The 17,574-nt window shown below is 68.7% G+C and carries 13 protein-coding genes and 7 pseudogenes; 14 read left to right on the top strand and 6 right to left on the bottom strand.

The window, feature by feature from the left end:
• Positions 1-3 precede the first annotated feature (3 nt).
• From G4Q83_RS13660 to G4Q83_RS13640, 5 genes and pseudogenes are all read left to right on the top strand, one after another.
• A complete protein-coding gene (locus G4Q83_RS13660; protein WP_185817438.1) occupies positions 4-966 on the top strand; it encodes an IS5 family transposase in 963 nt (320 codons plus the stop codon).
• A gap of 561 nt (positions 967-1,527) precedes the next feature.
• Positions 1,528-1,785: a DUF2958 domain-containing protein gene (locus G4Q83_RS24665; RefSeq protein WP_128421927.1), complete on the top strand. Its 258-nt coding sequence runs from the start codon at positions 1,528-1,530 to the stop codon at positions 1,783-1,785.
• Between the two features lie 145 nt (positions 1,786-1,930).
• Positions 1,931-2,107 (top strand): annotated as a pseudogene (locus G4Q83_RS22640) (chromosome partitioning protein ParB); the annotation flags it as partial.
• Positions 2,104-2,609, top strand: a pseudogene (locus G4Q83_RS13645) (DUF2840 domain-containing protein). The pseudogenes G4Q83_RS22640 and G4Q83_RS13645, both read left to right, overlap by 4 nt.
• A gap of 46 nt (positions 2,610-2,655) precedes the next feature.
• Complete coding sequence (locus G4Q83_RS13640) at positions 2,656-3,168, top strand: S26 family signal peptidase (RefSeq protein WP_386273136.1); 513 nt, start codon at positions 2,656-2,658, stop codon at positions 3,166-3,168.
• Positions 3,169-3,668: 500 nt separating this feature from the next.
• Here G4Q83_RS13640 and G4Q83_RS13635 read toward each other — a convergent pair.
• Positions 3,669-4,467 (bottom strand): annotated as a pseudogene (locus G4Q83_RS13635) (IS5 family transposase).
• A 353-nt stretch (positions 4,468-4,820) separates the two neighbouring features.
• Between G4Q83_RS13635 and G4Q83_RS13630 the strand changes: the two are divergent.
• Both G4Q83_RS13630 and G4Q83_RS13625 read left to right on the top strand, forming a co-directional pair.
• Positions 4,821-5,186, top strand: a pseudogene (locus tag G4Q83_RS13630) (TraB/TrbI/VirB10 family type IV secretion system protein); the annotation flags it as partial.
• The gene (locus G4Q83_RS13625; protein ID WP_128421487.1) at positions 5,183-5,392 is read left to right on the top strand and encodes a DUF2274 domain-containing protein; all 210 of its coding nucleotides are present in this window, start codon (positions 5,183-5,185) and stop codon (positions 5,390-5,392) included. The pseudogene G4Q83_RS13630 and the gene G4Q83_RS13625, both read left to right, overlap by 4 nt.
• A gap of 354 nt (positions 5,393-5,746) precedes the next feature.
• On the opposite strand, the gene G4Q83_RS13620 is transcribed toward G4Q83_RS13625, so the two are convergent.
• Positions 5,747-7,144, bottom strand: coding sequence for a chloride channel protein (locus G4Q83_RS13620; protein WP_128421486.1), 1,398 nt, complete (start codon positions 7,142-7,144; stop codon positions 5,747-5,749).
• Between the two features lie 140 nt (positions 7,145-7,284).
• Positions 7,285-8,518, bottom strand: a pseudogene (locus G4Q83_RS13615) (alkaline phosphatase family protein).
• 730 nt (positions 8,519-9,248) lie between these two features.
• Here G4Q83_RS13615 and G4Q83_RS13610 point away from each other — a divergent pair.
• Positions 9,249-9,950 carry a transposase gene (locus G4Q83_RS13610; protein WP_246432393.1) on the top strand — a complete coding sequence of 234 codons (702 nt, stop codon included), beginning with the start codon at positions 9,249-9,251 and terminating at the stop codon, positions 9,948-9,950.
• On the opposite strand, the gene G4Q83_RS13605 is transcribed toward G4Q83_RS13610, so the two are convergent.
• Both G4Q83_RS13605 and G4Q83_RS13600 read right to left on the bottom strand, forming a co-directional pair.
• Positions 9,947-10,462, bottom strand: a complete 516-nt coding sequence (locus G4Q83_RS13605) for a methylated-DNA--[protein]-cysteine S-methyltransferase (RefSeq protein WP_128421484.1) — start codon at positions 10,460-10,462, stop codon at positions 9,947-9,949. The genes G4Q83_RS13610 and G4Q83_RS13605 overlap by 4 nt on opposite strands.
• Complete coding sequence (locus tag G4Q83_RS13600; protein ID WP_128421483.1) at positions 10,455-11,936, bottom strand: AlkA N-terminal domain-containing protein; 1,482 nt, start codon at positions 11,934-11,936, stop codon at positions 10,455-10,457. The genes G4Q83_RS13605 and G4Q83_RS13600 overlap by 8 nt, the downstream gene beginning before the upstream one ends.
• Before the next feature lie 228 nt (positions 11,937-12,164).
• Here G4Q83_RS13600 and G4Q83_RS13595 point away from each other — a divergent pair, with 228 nt between their 5' ends.
• The 5 genes and pseudogenes from G4Q83_RS13595 to ubiM all read left to right on the top strand — a co-directional run.
• Complete coding sequence (locus G4Q83_RS13595; protein ID WP_128421488.1) at positions 12,165-13,214, top strand: COG3904 family protein; 1,050 nt, start codon at positions 12,165-12,167, stop codon at positions 13,212-13,214.
• Positions 13,215-13,310: 96 nt separating this feature from the next.
• Entirely contained in the window at positions 13,311-13,571 is a 261-nt protein-coding gene (locus G4Q83_RS13590) for a hypothetical protein (RefSeq protein ID WP_128421482.1), read from the top strand.
• 83 nt (positions 13,572-13,654) lie between these two features.
• On the top strand, positions 13,655-14,188 hold the full coding sequence (locus G4Q83_RS13585) for a DUF4019 domain-containing protein (protein ID WP_128421481.1): 534 nt from the start codon (positions 13,655-13,657) through the stop codon (positions 14,186-14,188).
• Between the two features lie 25 nt (positions 14,189-14,213).
• Complete coding sequence (locus G4Q83_RS13580) at positions 14,214-14,603, top strand: MAPEG family protein (protein ID WP_128421480.1); 390 nt, start codon at positions 14,214-14,216, stop codon at positions 14,601-14,603.
• A gap of 140 nt (positions 14,604-14,743) precedes the next feature.
• Positions 14,744-15,811 (top strand): annotated as a pseudogene (gene ubiM, locus G4Q83_RS24660) (5-demethoxyubiquinol-8 5-hydroxylase UbiM); the annotation flags it as partial.
• Here the strand turns inward: ubiM and G4Q83_RS13570 are convergent.
• A complete protein-coding gene (locus tag G4Q83_RS13570) occupies positions 15,787-16,803 on the bottom strand; it encodes an IS30 family transposase (protein WP_185817217.1) in 1,017 nt (338 codons plus the stop codon). The pseudogene ubiM and the gene G4Q83_RS13570 overlap by 25 nt on opposite strands.
• Positions 16,804-16,853: 50 nt before the next feature.
• On the opposite strand from G4Q83_RS13570, the pseudogene G4Q83_RS13565 reads away from it, so the two are divergent.
• Positions 16,854-16,994 (top strand): annotated as a pseudogene (locus G4Q83_RS13565) (5-demethoxyubiquinol-8 5-hydroxylase UbiM); the annotation flags it as partial.
• Between the last annotated feature and the right edge of the window lie 580 nt (positions 16,995-17,574).

Here is a 17,574-nt window from a genome sequence, read left to right as displayed (position 1 = left end):
CAACTGACGTTTGGTGATGCTGAGGGCCTGGGCAAGCGTAAGCGGAGGCGCCGTGAGATCTTCCTTGCCGAGATGGAGCAGGTCGTCCCATGGAAGCAATTGCTGGGGCTGATCGCACCGCACTATCCGGTGTCGGGGCGTCCAGGTCGGCCACCGTACGCATTGGCGACGATGTTGCGGATTCATCTGTTGCAGCAGTGGTATGCGTTGAGCGATCCGGCGATGGAAGAAGCGTTGCACGAGATCCCGAGCTTGCGTCGTTTTGCCCAGCTCGGTGGCTTGGACAACGTTCCCGAGGAGACCACGATTCTTAACTTTCGCCGCCTGCTGGAAACCGATGGCCTCGCCGCGCGGATGTTGGCAGCGGTCAACGCGCATCTGGCGCGCAAGGGCCAGAGCCTGCGGTCGGGCACGATTGTCGATGCGACGCTGATCGCCGCACCCAGTTCGACCAAGAATGCCGACCATGCGCGTGACCCTGAGATGCATCAGACCAAGAAGGGCAATCAGTGGTATTTCGGGATGAAGGCGCACATCGGCGTGGATGCGTTTTCCGGGTTGGTGCACCAGGTCCGTTGCACGGCCGCCAATGTCGCCGATGTCACGGTGACGCACGCCTTGCTGCATGGCAAAGAAGACAGCGTGTTCGGCGATAGCGGCGATAGCGGTGCGGACAAACGCGACGAACTGCAAAACTGCAAGGCAGCATTCTTCATTGCCGCCAGACCCTCGACGATCCAAGCCATCGGCAATCAACGCGAGCGTGTCCGGCAAACGCGTTGGGAACACTTCAAGGCCAGCGTACGCGCGAAGGTGGAGCATCCATTCCGGGTGATCAAACGCCAGTTCGGTTACACCAAGGTCCGCTATCGGGGCCTAGCCAAGAACACGGCGCAGGTGCTGACGTTGTTTGCGCTCTCCAATCGATGGATGGCGCGCCGGCAGTTGCTGCCGGCCAGGGGGTAATGCTGCCTGGCGCGGGATACGTCGCCAGAAAAGCGCAAAACCTCGTCCGACAAACCCGCTTTACGCGTTCCTGGCGTTCAAGATGCCGGAATGTATGTGGTCTGGAACGTTGTTCAGAGCTTCCCTAGGGGCTTCCATCGCTGACGCCTCAGGCCCGGATTCCGATCCGGGCCTGCGGGCTCCGCTTGCGTGCGGTCGGCGCACAAGTGCGCCGGTGCCTGTTGCCACCGTCTTCCCTGAGTTCATCACCTTGTCAGCGACGGTAGCCCACGACCGTGTGCTGTCAAGGAGCGCAGGGCCGTGTCCTCGGCAAGCCTGCGGGCCGCACCAACCCTGCGCTTTTGTCCTTGACAGCACACGGTCGCGGGCTACTTGGGTCGCGGGCGATGAACTCAGGAAAGGCGGTGGCAACAGGGCCAACCGGGTTCCTCGCGCCGACCGCACAAACAGCCAAAGCAAAGGCGGGCTCCGAATCTAGGAATCCGGTGTGCGGTGACACAGTGGCGGACGTGCGCGTGCCCCATACCTCCGCTTCTGTGCTTGCGTGCTTTTACGGATGCGATGGGTTGCGCATTCGTGTTTCTGCACGAATGCACGGATACGATTCAATGGTTGTGCGCTTTTCCACGCAAGTGCATCCGCGCTTCCGTGGAAGCGCCGCCTGTCGTGCGCGTGTTCGTAGCGAACACGCGCGCGACTTGGCTACGGGGGCCGCTCAATCCCGTCGGGCGAAGAGGTGGCCTGATCGACTTGGTAATCGGAATGCTTGCGCTGGCCACGGCCGAGCAATGCATCGTGGCATCCATTGTGACTATTTGAGTCTGGCCCAAGACCTGATCGGTCTTGGCCCGCACTGTTGCATTGATGCAGGACAACCCTGCCGCAAACAGTCCTGATCTTCGGCGCGGGCTGCGGCGCGGTGGTTGTGCTGTGCTCCATTTGGATGACGACTTAGCCGACGCATTCAGATGCGTTACGCAAAGCCGATCTCTACACCGCGCGTTTGACGCTCGACATTACGCCCGCCATGCGGGCGCGCATCAAGGTATCGGTCTTCACGCAAGGCGTGACCGTGGCCGAGTTACTGCGCGGCTTGCTGGAACGAGAGTTTCCCGAGAGCCGCAGAGAGGACGCACCATGAACCCATCTGCTTTGCCTGCCGCTGGCGCGGCCACGGCTGCACTGCCACTGCATCCCACAGCACTCGCTGGACATGCCGGCGCACCGCTGACCCGCGTGGTGCTGGCGTACATCGAACCGCGCTTCAAGCTGTACCTGCGCTTCGGTGAACCCGCTCGCACGCTCCAGCTCGACCGCTGGCGGCGCTGCGCCGCTGGCAGGCCAACGATTACGGCACTGTGCGCTGGCAGCTCATGGTGATGCAGACCGCCACGCTACTCGACGCCATGCAGCGCATCCCCGGTGTGCAGCCCGGCGCGCGCCTGCTGCATGCCGAGGGCGAAAACCAAGTCCGTGCCGTGCTGGAACGCATCGACGCCATCGAGGCGCTGGGCATCACACCCTCCGCTGTCTCGCCCGCGTACTGGCGCACGCTTGCTAACCGGCTCGCTGCGCGCCTACCGCTGCCCGAATACACCGCTGAGAAGCACGCCGCCTGGCTCATCGGAAAGGGACTGCCATGACCGCAGTTTCCACTGCCGGCACCGCGCCGCGTCCTCGCTCGCGGGCTTGTCCGCCTGCGGCCTCGCTGCGCTGGCCTGGGCATCCTTCGTGCATCCGCTTCCGCGCCTGATCTACAACCCTTCCGACAGCGTGACGGTCGGTTGGTATCGCGTCGATCCGCTCGGCCACGATACCGACTCGCGGCCACGTCCTTTGTCGGTGGGCAGCATCGTCCTGACGACGCTGCCGTCGAAGGCGGCCGCCTTGGCGGCGCAGCGCCGTTATCTGCCGATGCGTGTGCCGCTGCTCAAGCGGGTGGGTGCCGTCGCGCCGCAGGAGGTGTGCATCACGGGCCGTATCGTCCGCATCGACGGAGTGCCTGCGGCCGCCGTGTTGCCGACCGACCGGCTGGGCCGGCCGCTGCCATCCTGGCAGAAATGCCGATGCCTGGAACCTGGCGAACTGTTCCTGCTCAGCGCAACTAACCCGGCGTCGTTCGACAGCCGTTATTTCGGCCCCGTCCGCGCATCCGCCGTGATCGGCGTTGCACACCCGGTCTGGTTGGAGGCTCGCCCGTGATGGCCGCCCATTCGCTGCGCTTCATCGTGCTATCCGGCGTGTCGGCCTGCTGGCCGTTGCCATGTCGTCGCGCATGTCGCGCAAGCGCATCCGCGCTGCACTTCGCGCTGCCTTCTCATGTGCAGGCGTCTTGCCTCGAACGCGCTCGGCCTGCGGCCGTCTCCGCGTTCGCCGGGGCGCTGGCTGCGCATGCAGCGGCGCAGCCGGGCCGCAGGAGCCGGGAGCGACAGCGGAAGGCAACGGCGGAAGGCAAGACAAAAGGACGCGGCACTTGGCCGCGTCGAAAGGCTGTCTGCACATGGAGGAAACACGGCACGCAGCGGCTTTGCCGCCGTGCCGTGTTAAGCGCAAAGCGCGCGCCAATGCACGCATGTCCGCGTGCTTCGCACGATCGCACACGCCCGAACTTACGAGGAGCGCAGTCATGAGCGATCGCCGCGACGACGATTTCCGCGTGCGCCCCAGCGCCCCTAAGAACCTGTTCACGATCTTTTGAGTAGTCACGATCTTTTGAGTAGTAGTGTCAGGCATGCCAGGTGGATGAACTGCAAGCTGGTGTTGAGCTTGCGCTCGCAGTTCTTCCATAGCCTTCGGTTCTTTTCCAGCCACGCAAAGCTGCGTTCGACGCTCCAGCGCTTGGGCATGACCTTGAAGGTGTGCAGTTCGCTGCGTTTGGCGATCTGCACCGTGACTTGCTTGCCCAGGATCTCTCGTACGCCTTCGGCGAACGGTTCTCCGGTATAGCCGCTATCGCACAACAGGCTTTGCACGTGTCCCAGGTTCGGCTTGCAACGATCCAGGGATTGGAGCGCGCCTTTGCGGTCGGTCACTTCCGCCGTCGTCACCGCGACCGCATGCGGCAGGCCTTGGGTATCGACGGCGATGCGACGCTTGATCCCCGAGACCTTCTTGCCCGCGTCATAACCCTTCTGGCCGGCCGTGTCCGTGTTCTTCACGCTCTGTGCGTCCACGATCAAGAACGTGCTGCAAGCGTTGCGCCCCTGTCCCTGGCGGGCCGCGCCAACCTGATTTCTTGAGCGCCCGCTCCAGCAGGCTCACTCCTTCATCGTCTGGTTCGCTCCACTTGGCAAAGTAGCAGTGCACGGTGCGCCACTTCGGGAAGTCGCTGGGCAGCGCTGGCCACTGACAGCCGGTGCGCAGCAGGTACAGCACCGCGCACCACACGTCCTACAGATCCACGGTCCGTGGCTTGGTACGCTTGCGCGCCTGCTCCAGAATGGGGCGGATCTGCTCGAACCGCTCCCGGCTCATGGCACTCGGATACGTCTTTGTGCGCATCCGCAGAGTTTGCACTACCCGGGAAAGATCGTGAACAGGTTCTAAGAACCAAGGCAAGGGCCAAGGGCAGAGCTTCGTTTCCAAGGTGCTCAAGCAGGCGGGCAAGGGCAGCGGCGGCAAGTCGGCGGTACGCGGCCCGTGGAAGGGGGGCTGCACCGGCCAACGGCCCGGCTCGTGGCTGGGGCGCGGCCATACGGCGGCGCGCTTCGCAGGGGCGAAACCCACGCCCATGTCGCGGCGCGTGGCCGCCGATCCCGTGCGGTTCAAGGCGCTGCGTGCGCAATGCGCAGCCGACGCGCCAGTCGCGGCCGAAGAAGCTTGCCGCGCTGCCGCTGATGCATCCCTGCTGCGCTTCTTCGGCGGCCACGCTCGACAACCTGGCCGACACCGACCCGGCGGGCTACGCCGGCCTGGAGGAGGGTGTCGATTGGCATTGGGATCATATCTTTGCCGGCGCCGCGCTGACCACGCTGCTGGGTGTGGGCGCCGAACTGGCCGCGCCGGAGAACCGCCAGGACGGCAACCCCATCATCGTCGCCGGGCGCGACAGCGCGCAGGACAGCATCAATCAGGTCGGCCAGGAGATGACCCGGCGCAACATGAACATCCAACCGACGTTGACCGAGCGGCCGGGCCTGCCGGTGCGGATCATCGTGAACCGCGACCTGGTACTGCGGCCTTATCGGCCGTTGTTCTTCAACAGGGGGACTTCACGATGACGACGCGCAAGCTGCGGTTGGGGCCACTGCCCAAGACCGAGAGCATCAAACTGACCTTCACGTGTCCGGCCAGTCTCAAGGTGGACCTTGACCGCTACGCTGCGTTGCACGCGCAGACCTATGGCGAGACGGTCGATGCAGCGACGCTCATCCCCTACATGCTCGAAGCATTCATGGCCAGGGACAGGGGGGGGCAAGAAAGGTAGTGCCGGCAAGGCAGCGTCGCCGAAGCCAAACGGATGATGCGGTTTCCACAGATGGTTATCCCTCGAACGCGCAGCCCAAGGCTGCGCGTTCTTCGTCTTGGAGGCAGGCAGTCAATTGGGCTATGATGGCCGAACGCGCATGCCGCCTGCCGGCAATCAGCCCCGATGCAGTACGCTCCGGCTCTCTCCCGCGAAGCTCTTATGTGGCTCCTAGCCCATACCGCCGCAGCCTCGAAAATCGGCTCAAAGTAGATCTAAACCCTTGCCCCATATAGACTTCCGGTCATCCGGTCGTTTTCAATTGGTGCTTGACGCCGGCCATTTTTTGCGCGCGTGTTCGCGCTCGCCGCATCGCTAGCGCGGCGGTCGCACGTCCTCGCCAGGGTCGCCGGCCAGTTCGGCAACCAGCGGCGTCCGCTCCGTTTCCGGCTCGGTGACCGCCGGCACCGCCAGCAGCTGCTCGGCCAGGCCGCGATAGATCGGCGTGCGGCAGACCAGCGCCGACGCGCCGCGCGCGATCAGCACCGTGGCCAGGATCGGCAGCAGCATGCCGCTGCTGTCGGTGAGTTCCAGCGAGATCACCGCCGAGGTCAACGGCGCCTGGGTCACGCCGGTCAGGTAAGCGCACATGCCGAGCAGCACGAAGGTGCGCGGATCCACATCCGGCATCAGCACCGCCAGGTTGTGGCCGACGCCAGCGCCGACCGCCAGCGCCGGCGAAAACAGTCCGCCGGGGATGCCAGCCACGTACGACACCAGGTTGGCGAGCAGCTTCGTCACGCCAAATTCGTGGCCGACGCTGGCCTGGCCCTGCACCAGGCTGCGCGCCTGCTCGTAGCCGGTGCCGAACGCGCTGGCGCCGAACGCCAGGCCCAGCGCGACCAGCAGCAGGCCGCACAGTGCGGCCAGCAGTACCGGATGGCGGCCGCGCAGCGCGCCCAACCAGCGCGGCTTGCCGGCGACAGTGGCCAGCACCATGCGACTGAACGCGCCACCAAGCAGGCCGGCGACCACGCCGCACAGCACGATCGCCAGCCATGCCCGGCCCAGCGGCAGCGCCGTGGACACCTTGCCGAAGTAGGTGTAGTCGCCGAGCAGGCCCAGCGACATCACGCCGCCGACGATCACCGCGGTCAGCAGCGTGCCGGAGAAGTGGTGTTCGAAGCGGCTGCTCAGCTCCTCGATCGCGAACACCACCCCGGCCAGCGGCGCGTTGAACGCCGCGGCGATGCCGGCGGCGCCGCCGGCGAGCAGGAAAGGCGAGGCATGGCGCGGGTCGCGGAAGCCGCAGCAGCGCCCGAGCACGTACATCAGACTGGCGCCGACGTGCACGGTCGGGCCTTCGCGCCCGACCGAGGCACCGCCCAGCAACGCCAGCGTGGTCAGCAACAGCTTGCCGGCGGAGATGCGCAGCGACAGGTTGCTCTGGCGGAATGCGCCATCGGGCCGCTCCAGCGCGGCGATGACCTGCGGGATGCCGCTGCCGCGGGTGGGACGCAGCGCGCCGTTGGTCAGCCAGGCGAGCAGGGCGAACACGCCGGGGGTGAGCAGCAGCGCCCACCACGGCGAATGCGCAACGATGCGCTGGAACAGGTGAAACGCCGCATCGCTGGCCTTGGCGAACACGATCGCGACCAGCGCCACCGCGACCGCGCCGCCCCACAGCACCGCGCGCTGTTTCCAGCGCTCGTGCGAGAGCAGCAGACGCAGGCGATGGCGCATGCGCCATCGCGTGGGGTCGGGCGAATCCATGTGCGGATTGTCGCACGCGCTGCCAGGCGCAGTCGTCTTGCCTCATCCGCACGTGCGGGCCGTATGCATCTCGTGCAGCCGGCACCCGCCTCGCGCGGTGCGGCAGCCGCCTTCGCGAATCGCGTGGCCGTGCGCCGCGCTCAGCGCAGCGCCGGCATCAGCGCCTGCGGGTCGCCGTCGTTCGGCGCGGCGGGAATCCCGAGCAGCCGCGCCAGCAGCGGATACACGTCGACGTTGTCGAGCGGCGCCAGCGTGGCGCCCTGGCGGAACGCCGGGCCGCGCACGATGAACACCGCGCGCATCGCCGGCAGCGCCGGATCGTAGCCGTGCGCGCCGCGCAGGCCGCTGCGTGGCTTCTCCGCGGCGCGCTCGGCCGGCAGCGCGTCCCAGCCTTCGTGCATCTGGCACACGATCGGCGGGATGCGCGGATGGCTGCCGTAATGCCAGCGCGCCGGCAACTCGGCCTTGCGCCAGCAATCGTAGTGCGGATGCGCGCCGAGCAGCCTGGCTTCGACCGTGGCCTGCTGGCCGGGCCGCGGCGCGATGCCGACCGACTGGCCGTAGCTGACCACTTCTGCCTCCTGCATCGACACCATGTCCTGGATGACGACCACCTGCTGCGCCGGCACCGTCGCCATGCCGTGGTCGGACACCACCACCAGGTTGGTGCGCTGCAGTTGGCGCCCCGATCGCGGCGTCGACCTGCGCGACGGCGCGCGCGTACTGCGCCGACTGCGGGCCGAAATCGTAGCCGGCCTCGTCGACCTGCTCGAAGTGCAGTGTCAGCAGTTGCGGATGCGGCGCGGTGCGATCATCGAGCCAGCCCAGCGTCTGGTCGACCCGCGCGTTCGGCGCGACGTGGCCGTCGAAGGCCCGGCGGCGGCTCGGGCGCAGGCCCTGGATCGCCGCCGCGTGCCCGGCCAGGCCCAGATCGCCGCGGACAGACCGGCCTTCTCGGCGCCGCCCCAGATCGGTTCGCCGCCCCACCAGCGACCGTCGCCGACCGCGTCGCGGTCGCTGATCCGGAACGTGCCCAGCGCCGGGTCGCGCATGCTGTTGTGGACGATGCGGTGATGGTCAGAGCGCAGCCCGGTGACGATGCTGTAGTGGTTGGGGAAGGTCAGCGACGGATACGACGGCGACATCCATTGCGCGCGCACGCCTTCGTGCGCCAGGCGGCTCAGGTTCGGCGCGATGCCGCGATCTAGCATGTCCGCGCGCAATCCGTCGATCGAGATCAGCAGCAGCGCCGCCGGGGCGGATGCGGCGTGCGGCGTCGGGGCCGCGGTGCCGGGGTGAAGAGAGAGTGGAAGCGCAAGCGCCGAACAGCAGTGCCGCGCAGGCGCTGGCCAGTCGTAGGGCGGTGGAAGTCATCCGCGCATGATAAGGCGCGCCCGGTGACGTGGCGAAGACAGACATGGCGTGGCAGCGACTGCACGATTGCCGATGCGACGCGGTCGCGCAGTGCTGTGCGACGCGCGCCAGCGACTTCGCTGCTGTTGTAGGCGCGGCTTCAGCCGCGACAGGCGTTCTGGCAATGTCTGTCGCGGCTGATGGCCCGAGGCCACCCGGAGTCGCTTGTGTCTTATACGGGTCTATCGTTGAGGTGAGAGCGGAGTGCGGCAGGCCGTTAAGCCGCAGTGCCAAGCGAGCACGAGTGGGAGTCAGGACCGCCGCACTGCGTTTCTCCTGCCCTACAAGCCCGAACCGTTGCCTGAGCTGCGAGTTCGAACCGACAAGCATGGGCATCGGCAGGAGATCTCTGGCCCCTGAGTCTACTGCGGAGAACGTCCATGTCCATGCCACGTTTTGTCGGGATCGATGTCGCCAAGGCCGAACGCGTCACGCATGTCTTGCCGGACGCCCTGGCCTGGATCCAGGCCACTACGCCCGAGGAGCATGCCTTGCTGGTCGAACGCCTGGCACCGATGGAATGCCAGCCGATCGTGCTGGAAGCCAGCGGCGGCGACGAACAGGCCGTGCTGCAGGCGCTGGCGCAGGCCGGTCTGCCCGCGGTGCGGCTGTCTGCCCAGCGCCCCCGGGCGCTGGCGCGCGCGTTGGGCCTGAAGGCAAGACCGATGCCCTGGATGCGCGCTTGCTGGCCATGGCGGCCCAGTGCCTCCATGCCGCGCCCACCGCCGCGCTTCCTGCGCCGTTGCAGGCGCGGCGCGAAGGGCTTCACCTGCGCCGCACCCTGCTCGCCCAGCGCGATGCGCAGCGCCGCTGCCTGGCGCAGGTCACCTGCCAGGCCGTGCGCGGCCAGTGGGTCGAGGGGATCGCGCTGCTGCAACAGCGCATCAAGGACGTGTCCGGACAGATCGCCCAGGCCGGCGCGGCCTGCTCGCGCCTGCGCAAACGGCCTGGGCTCGGTCCAATCCTGCGCGCTACCCTGGCGGCCCGGCTTCCGGAGCTGGGTACCGTGCATCCGCGAAAGATTGTCGCTCTGGTCGGGCTGGCGCCGTTCAATCGCGCCAGCGGCCGCTGGCGCGGCCAACGCCGCATCCAGGGCGGTCGCGCCGGCGTGCGGCGGGTGCTCTCCATGGCCGCCTGGGCCTGGATCCGTACAGGCTCGCCGCTGTCACACACCTACGCCCGCTTGACCAGCGCAGGCAAACCCACCGATCTCGCCATCCTCGCGCGCATGCACAAGTACCTGCGATGGCTCAATGCCATCGCCCGCAATCAAGTGCCGCACAACCCTCCTGTCATCGCTTTCTGCATGACAGTCGACTCCTACAAAACTGCCACCGCGGCGTCAGCGGCAATTGTGCGTATTGCGTCGACGACGAACCGCGCTGCGGTTTAGTCGCACAGCGAGGTCGTCGCCCCGTCCGCCCCGCGCCGCTCCAGCGCCAGTAGCGCGGCCTTGAGCGGTAGGCCGCCGCCGAAGCCGGTCAGCGTGCCGTTGGCGCCGATCACGCGGTGGCAGGGCAGCACGATCGGCAGCGGATTGCGGCCGTTGGCGGCGCCGACTGCGCGCACCGCGCGCGGCTGTCCGATATGCCGCGCCAGCTGCGCGTAGCTCCAGGTCGAGCCGAACGGAATCTCGGCCAATGCCTGCCACACGCGGCACTGGAAGGCGGTTCCGCGCGGCGCCAGCGGCAGCTCGAACTCGGCGCGGTCGCCGGCGAAATAGGCCAGCAACTGCGCGCGCGCCTCGCGCACCGGCGCCGCGTCGCGGATCCAGTCGGCGCGGCCGCGCGCGTCGTAGCGGTTCTCCGGGAACAGGATGTGGCGTACGCCGTCCTCGCCGACGGCCACGGTCAGTTCGCCGATCGGGGTGGCGAAGGTGTCGTAGTGCAGGCGTTGCTCAGTCATGGAAAGTCTCCTCGGGCGGATCGCCGGCCAGGTGCCACAGCTGCAGCACGGCGTAGGCGCGCCATGGCCGCCAAGCCTGCGCGCGGGCTTCAGTGGCGCGTTCGCCCAGGCGTGCGCCGTCGGCGCCGAGCGCGCGCTGCAGGACCAAGTCGCCGGCCGGGAACGCATCGGGCTGGCCGAGCGCGCGCAGGGCGATGTACTGCGCGGTCCAGGCGCCGATGCCGGGGAGGGCGGTGGCGCGCTCGACGAATTCGGACAGGCGCTGGCCGGCGCGGAACTGCAGGCGTCCGGCCGCCACCGCCGCGGCCAGCGCGCGGATCGTGGTGGCGCGCGAGCGCGGCAGGCCGATCGCTTCCAGCGGTGCGTCCAGCAGGTCCTGTGGTGCCGGGAACGCGCGGTCCAGGCCGGGCGGCTGGCCGGGCCGATGGCCGCCGTGGCGGGCGACCAGGCGCGCGGCCAGGGTCGCCGCGCCGGCCACGCTGACCTGCTGGCCGAGCACCGCGCGCACTGCCACTTCGAAGCCGTCCCAGCCGCCCGGCACGCGCAGCCCGGGGCGGCGCGCGATCGCGCGCGCCAGCAGCGGCTCGGTGGCGAGCGTGGCATGCACTGCGCGCAGGTCGGCGTCCAGATCGAAGATGCGGCGCACCCGGCGCACGATGTCCGGGATCGCGCGCGGATCGGCCGCGGCGATCCGCAGGCGCAGTTCGTGGCGCTGCGGATCGGCGTCGACGCGGATGCGGGTCGAGGTCGCGAGCGGGCCGAGCACGCGCTCGTAGCTGGCTTCGCCGATGCGCTCGATGCCAGGGATCGCGCGCTTGCGCAGGAACGCCAGCATCGCCGGGAAGTCCAGCGGCGGGCGGTAGCCCAGGCGCAGCAGCAGGTCGCCGCCGGGCACCTCGGCGCGCCGCTTGCGGATCGCCGACGGCGGCATGCCGCAGCCTTCCAGGAACGCGGCGTTGAAGCGGCGCAGGCTGTTGAAGCCGGCCGCCAGCGCCACCTGGGTGATCGGCAGCGCGGTTTCGGTCAGCAGTTGCTTGGCCAGCAGCAGGCGCCGCGTCGCGTGCACCGCCGCTGGGGTGGCGCCGAGCTGGGCGACGAACACGCGCTGCAGCTGGCGCGCGCTGAGTCCGATCTCGGCCGCGAGATGGTCGACGCTGGCGTCCTGCAGCGCGCCCTCGGCGATCAGCGCCAGCGCGCGCCGCACCGATTCCTCACCCAGGTGCTGCTGTGCCTCCGGCGACAGCTCCGGCCGGCAGCGCAGGCACGGACGATAGCCGGCCGCGGCCGCGGCCGCGGCGCTGGGGTAATAGCGCACGTTGCTGCGCTTGGGCGCCGGCGCCGGGCACACCGGCCGGCAGTAGATGCCGGTGCTGCGCACGGCGGTGAAGAACACCCCGTCGAAACGCGCGTCGCGCGACTGGCGGGCGCGGTCGTAGAGGTCGTGATCGTCGGGCGTGGGGTGGGGCTGGGGCATGGCGCCAGTCTAGTCCGCGGCGGCGCGCCGGACTCGCCGTTTTCGGACATGGATGCGGCGGTCTTCGGCACGGCCCGTTCAGCGTACGGGCCGCGCGGTGCGGGCGGTTTAGGCGCAGTTGGGAACTGAATGCGCATCGGCACTAGACTAGCGACGCGCACTTCCCGGGTGCGCGCGTCTCTCCTGTCGTGGACCGGTCGCTTGTCTCTCCCGTATAAAACCTGGTTGTTGTCGCTGTGCTGTGCGGGCCTGTTGGCGTGCCAGCAGGGCGTGCCGTCCGCCGGCAGGACCGTGGCCGACAGCCCGCCCGGCGACGGCGAGCACATGGTCTCGGTCGGCACGCCGCCGGTGCCGTCGCCGCCGCCCGCCGCCAGGCCCAAGCCCGCCGCCGGCGCCGACGCCTGGGGTGCGGCCGCGCTGGAGAACGGCGAGGCCTTCGTCAGCTGCGACACCGACTACGCGGCCGCGGCCGGCGACGGCCAGGCGCTGGCCGGACTGGACCGGCCGACCCTCGAAGCGGCGTTGGCGCCGTGCCGCGAGCGCGGCCTGCTGCGGGTGCGCTACGCAGGCAAGATCAACGCCGGCTTCGCCGACCTGGTGCGACGCCTGGCCGAGGTCGCCGCGCGCGTTGGCATCGGCAAGCGCGTGCTGGACCTGGATTCAAGCGGCGGCCAAGTCGAGGCGGCGATCCGCGCCGGCGATGCGATCGGCGAGTCCGGCTGGACCATCTGGGTGCGCGAAGGCTCGATCTGTCACAGCGCCTGCGTGTTCGTGCTGGCTGCCGGCGACAACCGGCTGATCTCCGGCAAGGTCGGCATCCACCGCATGATGCGGATCAGCTCCACCGCCACCTCGCGCGCCGAGCTCAACCGCGAGTTGCAGGAGGTCTACGGCAACGTCAAGGACTACCTGGAGCGCAACGGTGTGGCGGTGGCGGTGGCCGACCTGATGATGACCGTGCCCAACCGCAGCCTGCGTCTGCTCAGCAGCGACGAGCTCAAGCAGTACGGGCTCGACGGGACCAACGCGGTGCAGGACGACCTGGAGCGGATCAAGCAGCTGCGCAAGTGCGGCGGCGACTTCGTACGGCGCAAGGATGCGTTCCTGATCGCGTTCGACCACGAGTGCAAGGCCAAAGGCGTGGGCCTGGAGACGCTGACCGCCTGCGGCCAGACCTTGAAGCAGCGCTTCGGCTTCCCCGACCCGGCCTGCCCGGCGGAGAGCCCGTTGTCGGAAATCGACGTGGCCACGCTGCCGCTGGCCTCGCCCGGGGCCTGAACGCCGGTTGCGCGCTCGCGCCGGGCGATGCGGCGTTCACGCCGCCGGCACCGTGGCGGCGCTAGCGTCCGCGTCATCCACTTCGGGAGCGTGCAGATGGCGGTCGGAACCAAGCTGATGGTGCGACTTTACCTGCCGCCGGCGTTGCTGGTGCTGGGCGGCTTCCTGGTCGCGGAACTGCTGCTGCACTTCGCCAGCGGCGCGCATGCGCAGACGCTGGCGCGGATCGCCTCGCTGTTGAGTCTGGCCGGGTTGCTGGCCGGTACGTCCTGGGCGCTGTGGGCCAGCTGGCGCGCCTGGCACCGGCAGCGCTATGCAGTGCCGGTGAGCGCTGTCGCGCCGGCCCAGGAGCCGTGAGCGGCGCCACTGCGCCGGCGTGCGCGGCCGGCGTAGACTGCGCTCCCGGCCGCTGCCGCGCCGCCTGAGCGATGTCCATCCCGATGCCTGCCTTGCCGCGCCTGTTGGCGCCATTGCTGTGTGCGGCCGCATTCGCTGCGGCAGCGCAGCCCGCTGTTTCCCAGCCCGCACCCCCCCAACCTGCCGCGCCACCGCCGGCCGCGTCCAAGCCGGCCGCGGCGGTCACGCCGGCCGCGCCGGGGCCGCTGTCCAAGCAGGATGCGCAGATGGCCCAGGCCGGCTTGCGCGCCGCGCAGCTGGTCGACGCCGGCCGCAGCGGCGAGCTGTGGGACGGCGCATCGGCGGTGGCGAAGAAGGCGGTTGCGCGCGAGGTGTTCGTGCGCCAGGTCGATGCCGACCGTGCTCGGCTCGGCGCGTTGCTCGGGCGCGGCGTGGCCAGCGTGGCGCGGGTGCAGTACGCGGCCGGCTCGCAGGTGCCGCCCGGGGTCTACGTCAACATTCGTTTCCCCAGCCGCTTCGCCAATGCGCCGCAGCCGGTGCGCGAGCTGGTCTCGTTGCGCCTGGACGAGGACAAGACCTGGCGCCTGGTCGGCTATCACGTTGGCCCGCCGAACTGACCCTTTGCTTTCGCCCGAGGTCTTGATGAGTATCGAAATCCGCATGCTGGCCTGGGCGATCCTGCTCGGGATCGTGCATTTGCTGCTGGCCTCGGCGTTCGTCACCGCGCAGCGCGGCGTGAAGTGGAATGCCGGCGCGCGCGATGCGCCGCAGGCGCCGCTCACAGGCGTGGCCGGGCGCATGGACCGCGCATTGCGCAACTTCCTGGAGACCTTCCCGTTCTTCGCCGCCGCGGCGTTGGCGGTGGTGGCGATGGACAAGGGCGGCACGCATACCGCGCTGGCGGCACAGCTGTATTTCTGGGCGCGCGTGGCCTACGTGCCGCTGTACGCGGCAGGCGTCCCCTACGTGCGCTCCTTGGTATGGGGGGTGTCGCTATGGGCGATCCTGCAATTGGTGTGGGCGCTGCTCTGAGGCCGCGCGGTGCCGTGATGCGCTACGTCCACGACACGCGTGCGCGGTGCTGCGACCGTTTGCCGCATGCCCGATCCAAGATCAACGACGCCGCGCGTGGCGGGTTTATGCTGGCCGCGTCTGATACGGGAAACGCAGCCATGCATATGGATATCGCCATCGTCGGCGCCGGCTCGGCGGGCCTGTGCTTCGCGCGTTCGCTGGCCGGCAGCGGGCTGTCGCTGGCGTTGATCGAGCCGCAGCCGCGCGCGGCGCTGGCCGAGGCCGCCTTCGATGGCCGCGAGATCGCCTTGACCCATGCCTTGCGCACGCTATTGGAGCAATTGGACCTGTGGCCGCGGATCGATCCGGACGCGATGGCGTCCCTGCGCGATGCGCGCGTGATGAACGGCTCCTCGCCGTTCGCGCTGACCTTCGCCGCCACTCGGGGCCGCCGTGCAACCTCGGCTGGCTGGTGCCCAGCCGCCTGATCCGCCGCGCCGCGTTCGACGCGGTGCAGGCGCAGCCGCCGGGGCTGACCCTGCTCGACGGGGTGTCGGTGCAGGTGCTGCGCAGCGACGACGCGCAGGCGCGGTCAGCGCCTGTCCAATGGCCAGGCGCTGACCGCGCGCCTGGTGATTGCGGCCGACAGCCGCTTTTCGGCGATCCGGCGCATGCTTTGCATCGGCGTGCAGATGCGCGATTTCGGCCACAGCATGCTGGTGTGCCGGGTGCGTCACGAGCGCCCGCACCAGCACACCGCCTGGGAATGGTTCGACTACGGCCAGACCCTGGCGTTGCTGCCGATGCGCGGCAACCAGGCCTCGGCGGTGCTGACCCTGGCGCCTGACCGCGTGCAGGCGCTGCTGGAGATGGACGCCGCCGCGCTGGCGCGCAGATCGGCGCCCGCTTCGAGCATCGGTTCGGCGCGATGACGCCGATCGTGCGGCCGCAGGCCTATCCGCTGGTCGCGGTGTACGCGCAGCGTTTCGTCGGCAAGCGCTAAGCGCTGATCGGCGATGCGGCGTTGGGCATGCACCCGGTGACCGCGCACGGCTTCAATTTTGGCCTGCAGCGCCAGGCGCGGCTGGCGCGCGCTGCACGTGGCGGCGGCGCAGGGCCGCGACATCGCCGCGCCGGGGCTGCCGGCCGGCTACGAGCGCGGGCGCCGCCTGGCCACCCGCACGCTGTACGAGGGGCGGTCTCAAGAATCAAGTGCAACACGTGATTTGAACGCTGCGATGTCCGCTTCCATTGCCTCGCTAGGCGTCTTCCAGCCAAGTGTCTGGCGAGGGCGAGTGTTCATCAGCAACGCGATGTGATTGAGGTATTCCTGGCTGACGGCGGATAGGTCCGCCCCCTTGGGCAGGAACTGGCGAAGTAGACCGTTGGTGTTCTCATTGCTTCCGCGCTGCCACGGTGCGTGCGGATCGGCAAACCACAGGTCGATGTTCAACCGTTCCATCAGCTCGGCATAGCGCGTCATTTCGGTGCCACGGTCATAGGTCAAGCTGGTTCGCATGGATGCGGGGAGCTTCTTCATCTGACGGGTGAAACCTTCCAGTGCGTCTGTGGCGGTGCAGCCGTCCATCCGGCACAGCACCACAAAACGCGTCTTGCGCTCCACCAGGGTGCCAGCACAGGAACGATTGAACGCTCCCTTGATCAAGTCACCTTCCCAATGTCCTGGGACCAACCGCTGTTGCACCTCTTCGGGTCGGTGCACGATCCGCGGTTCCTCAGGCACCCAGCTGCGTTTGGCGGCGGTCGTGCGCCGTGATCCCCGGGACGGCCTGCGCTGGCGCAACGCCTCCACAAGCTCCTTTTTCAGGCCGCCGCGCGGGTGCGCGTAGATCGTGGCGTAGATGGTTTCGTGACTGACGCGCTGGGCAGGATCATCCGGGGACATGAGGAGCAGCTTGGCAGCAATCTGCTGGGGCGACCAGCGCCACAGCACCAGATGATCGCGCACCATCTGGAATAAATCCGTTCCCGGTGTCAGCCGTCGCCGCCGAACGCTGTGCTGACGTCCTGTCCGGTAACGCATGGCCGCCTCTCGAGCACGGTAGACCGTGGCTTGCTGCCTGGCCAGCTCCCTGCTCGATGTCGACGGGCTTCTATCCAGCAGCCTGGATATCGAGCGTAAGCTCTGACCACGTCGCGTTTCGATTTGGAGTACCGCGCGCTCTTCTGCGCTCAGGTGGAGATAGCTTCTTGACATGCATACACCCTACTGGCTGAGAGGGTGTCGCGCTTGGAAGTTGAGTCTAAGAGGCGACCAATGCGATCGCCGCGTTGTATGCCGATGACCGCCTGCCGGCGCGCGCGCTGCGCGTGGCCGACCGGGTGGCGCCGTTCAAGCGCGCGATCGCCGCGCACCTGACCCAGTGCGGCGCGGTGGGCGCGCGCTGAAACCTGGATGCGTGCAGATGGGGAGTGTGTATCGCGCTGCTCGGCGAGGCGCAGCGACACCCGGTGCTGGATGTGGCAGTGGACCTATGGGCCGGCACGCGGATGCCAGTTGTCCTATTGGCTTGGCGAAGTGGTCGTGGGAGTCGCGATAGGCTTTTACCGGTAAGGCCCGTGGCGACTGAAGTTGCTCCACAGGTGTCGTTGCGCGGGCGCGGCGGCGTTCGGCAGCTCCGGCGATGCGTTGGGCGAGGGCGCTTCGCACATCGCCCGAGCGCTGCGCCGTTTCGATCGGCGCGATGGCCCAGGCGCAACCGGCGTGGCGCGGGCGCCAGTCGCCCGGCCAGGCATGCAGTTCGTCCAGGCCCAGGAACACCGTGCCGCCGCGGTCGGCATGCCCGCCATGGATGGACTGCGCCAGGCGGAACGGCCCGCGCCGCGTCGGCGTCGACCGGCAGTGCGGACACGCCGTGCAGCGGATCGTCCGCCGACAGCGCGGTCTTGCGCCTGCCGGTGCTGGTCAGCATGTCGCGGCTGCTGCGTGGGGCGGCTGGGAAGGCGGCGCGCCGGCCGCACCGCCTGC

The organism is Xanthomonas theicola (assembly GCF_014236795.1).
In the GTDB taxonomy this organism is placed as follows: Bacteria; Pseudomonadota; Gammaproteobacteria; order Xanthomonadales; family Xanthomonadaceae; genus Xanthomonas_A; species Xanthomonas_A theicola.
Note: the sequence above shows the minus strand (reverse complement) of the source record. Positions and strands in the feature narration are given on the sequence as shown.

Bases quoted from the DNA above. Each gene is read 5' to 3' on its own strand.
- G4Q83_RS13570 (WP_185817217.1), bottom strand. From the start codon at position 16,803: ATGTCAAGAAGCTATCTCCACCTGAGCGCAGAAGAGCGCGCGGTACTC.
- G4Q83_RS13610 (WP_246432393.1), top strand. From the start codon at position 9,249: ATGGCGGCCCAGTGCCTCCATGCCGCGCCCACCGCCGCGCTTCCTGCG.
- G4Q83_RS13590 (WP_128421482.1), top strand. From the start codon at position 13,311: ATGGCGGTCGGAACCAAGCTGATGGTGCGACTTTACCTGCCGCCGGCG.
- G4Q83_RS13605 (WP_128421484.1), bottom strand. From the start codon at position 10,462: ATGACTGAGCAACGCCTGCACTACGACACCTTCGCCACCCCGATCGGC.
- G4Q83_RS24665 (WP_128421927.1), top strand. From the start codon at position 1,528: ATGGGTTGCGCATTCGTGTTTCTGCACGAATGCACGGATACGATTCAA.
- G4Q83_RS13625 (WP_128421487.1), top strand. From the start codon at position 5,183: ATGACGACGCGCAAGCTGCGGTTGGGGCCACTGCCCAAGACCGAGAGC.
- G4Q83_RS13620 (WP_128421486.1), bottom strand. From the start codon at position 7,144: ATGGATTCGCCCGACCCCACGCGATGGCGCATGCGCCATCGCCTGCGT.
- G4Q83_RS13585 (WP_128421481.1), top strand. From the start codon at position 13,655: ATGCCTGCCTTGCCGCGCCTGTTGGCGCCATTGCTGTGTGCGGCCGCA.
- G4Q83_RS13600 (WP_128421483.1), bottom strand. From the start codon at position 11,936: ATGCCCCAGCCCCACCCCACGCCCGACGATCACGACCTCTACGACCGC.
- G4Q83_RS13580 (WP_128421480.1), top strand. From the start codon at position 14,214: ATGAGTATCGAAATCCGCATGCTGGCCTGGGCGATCCTGCTCGGGATC.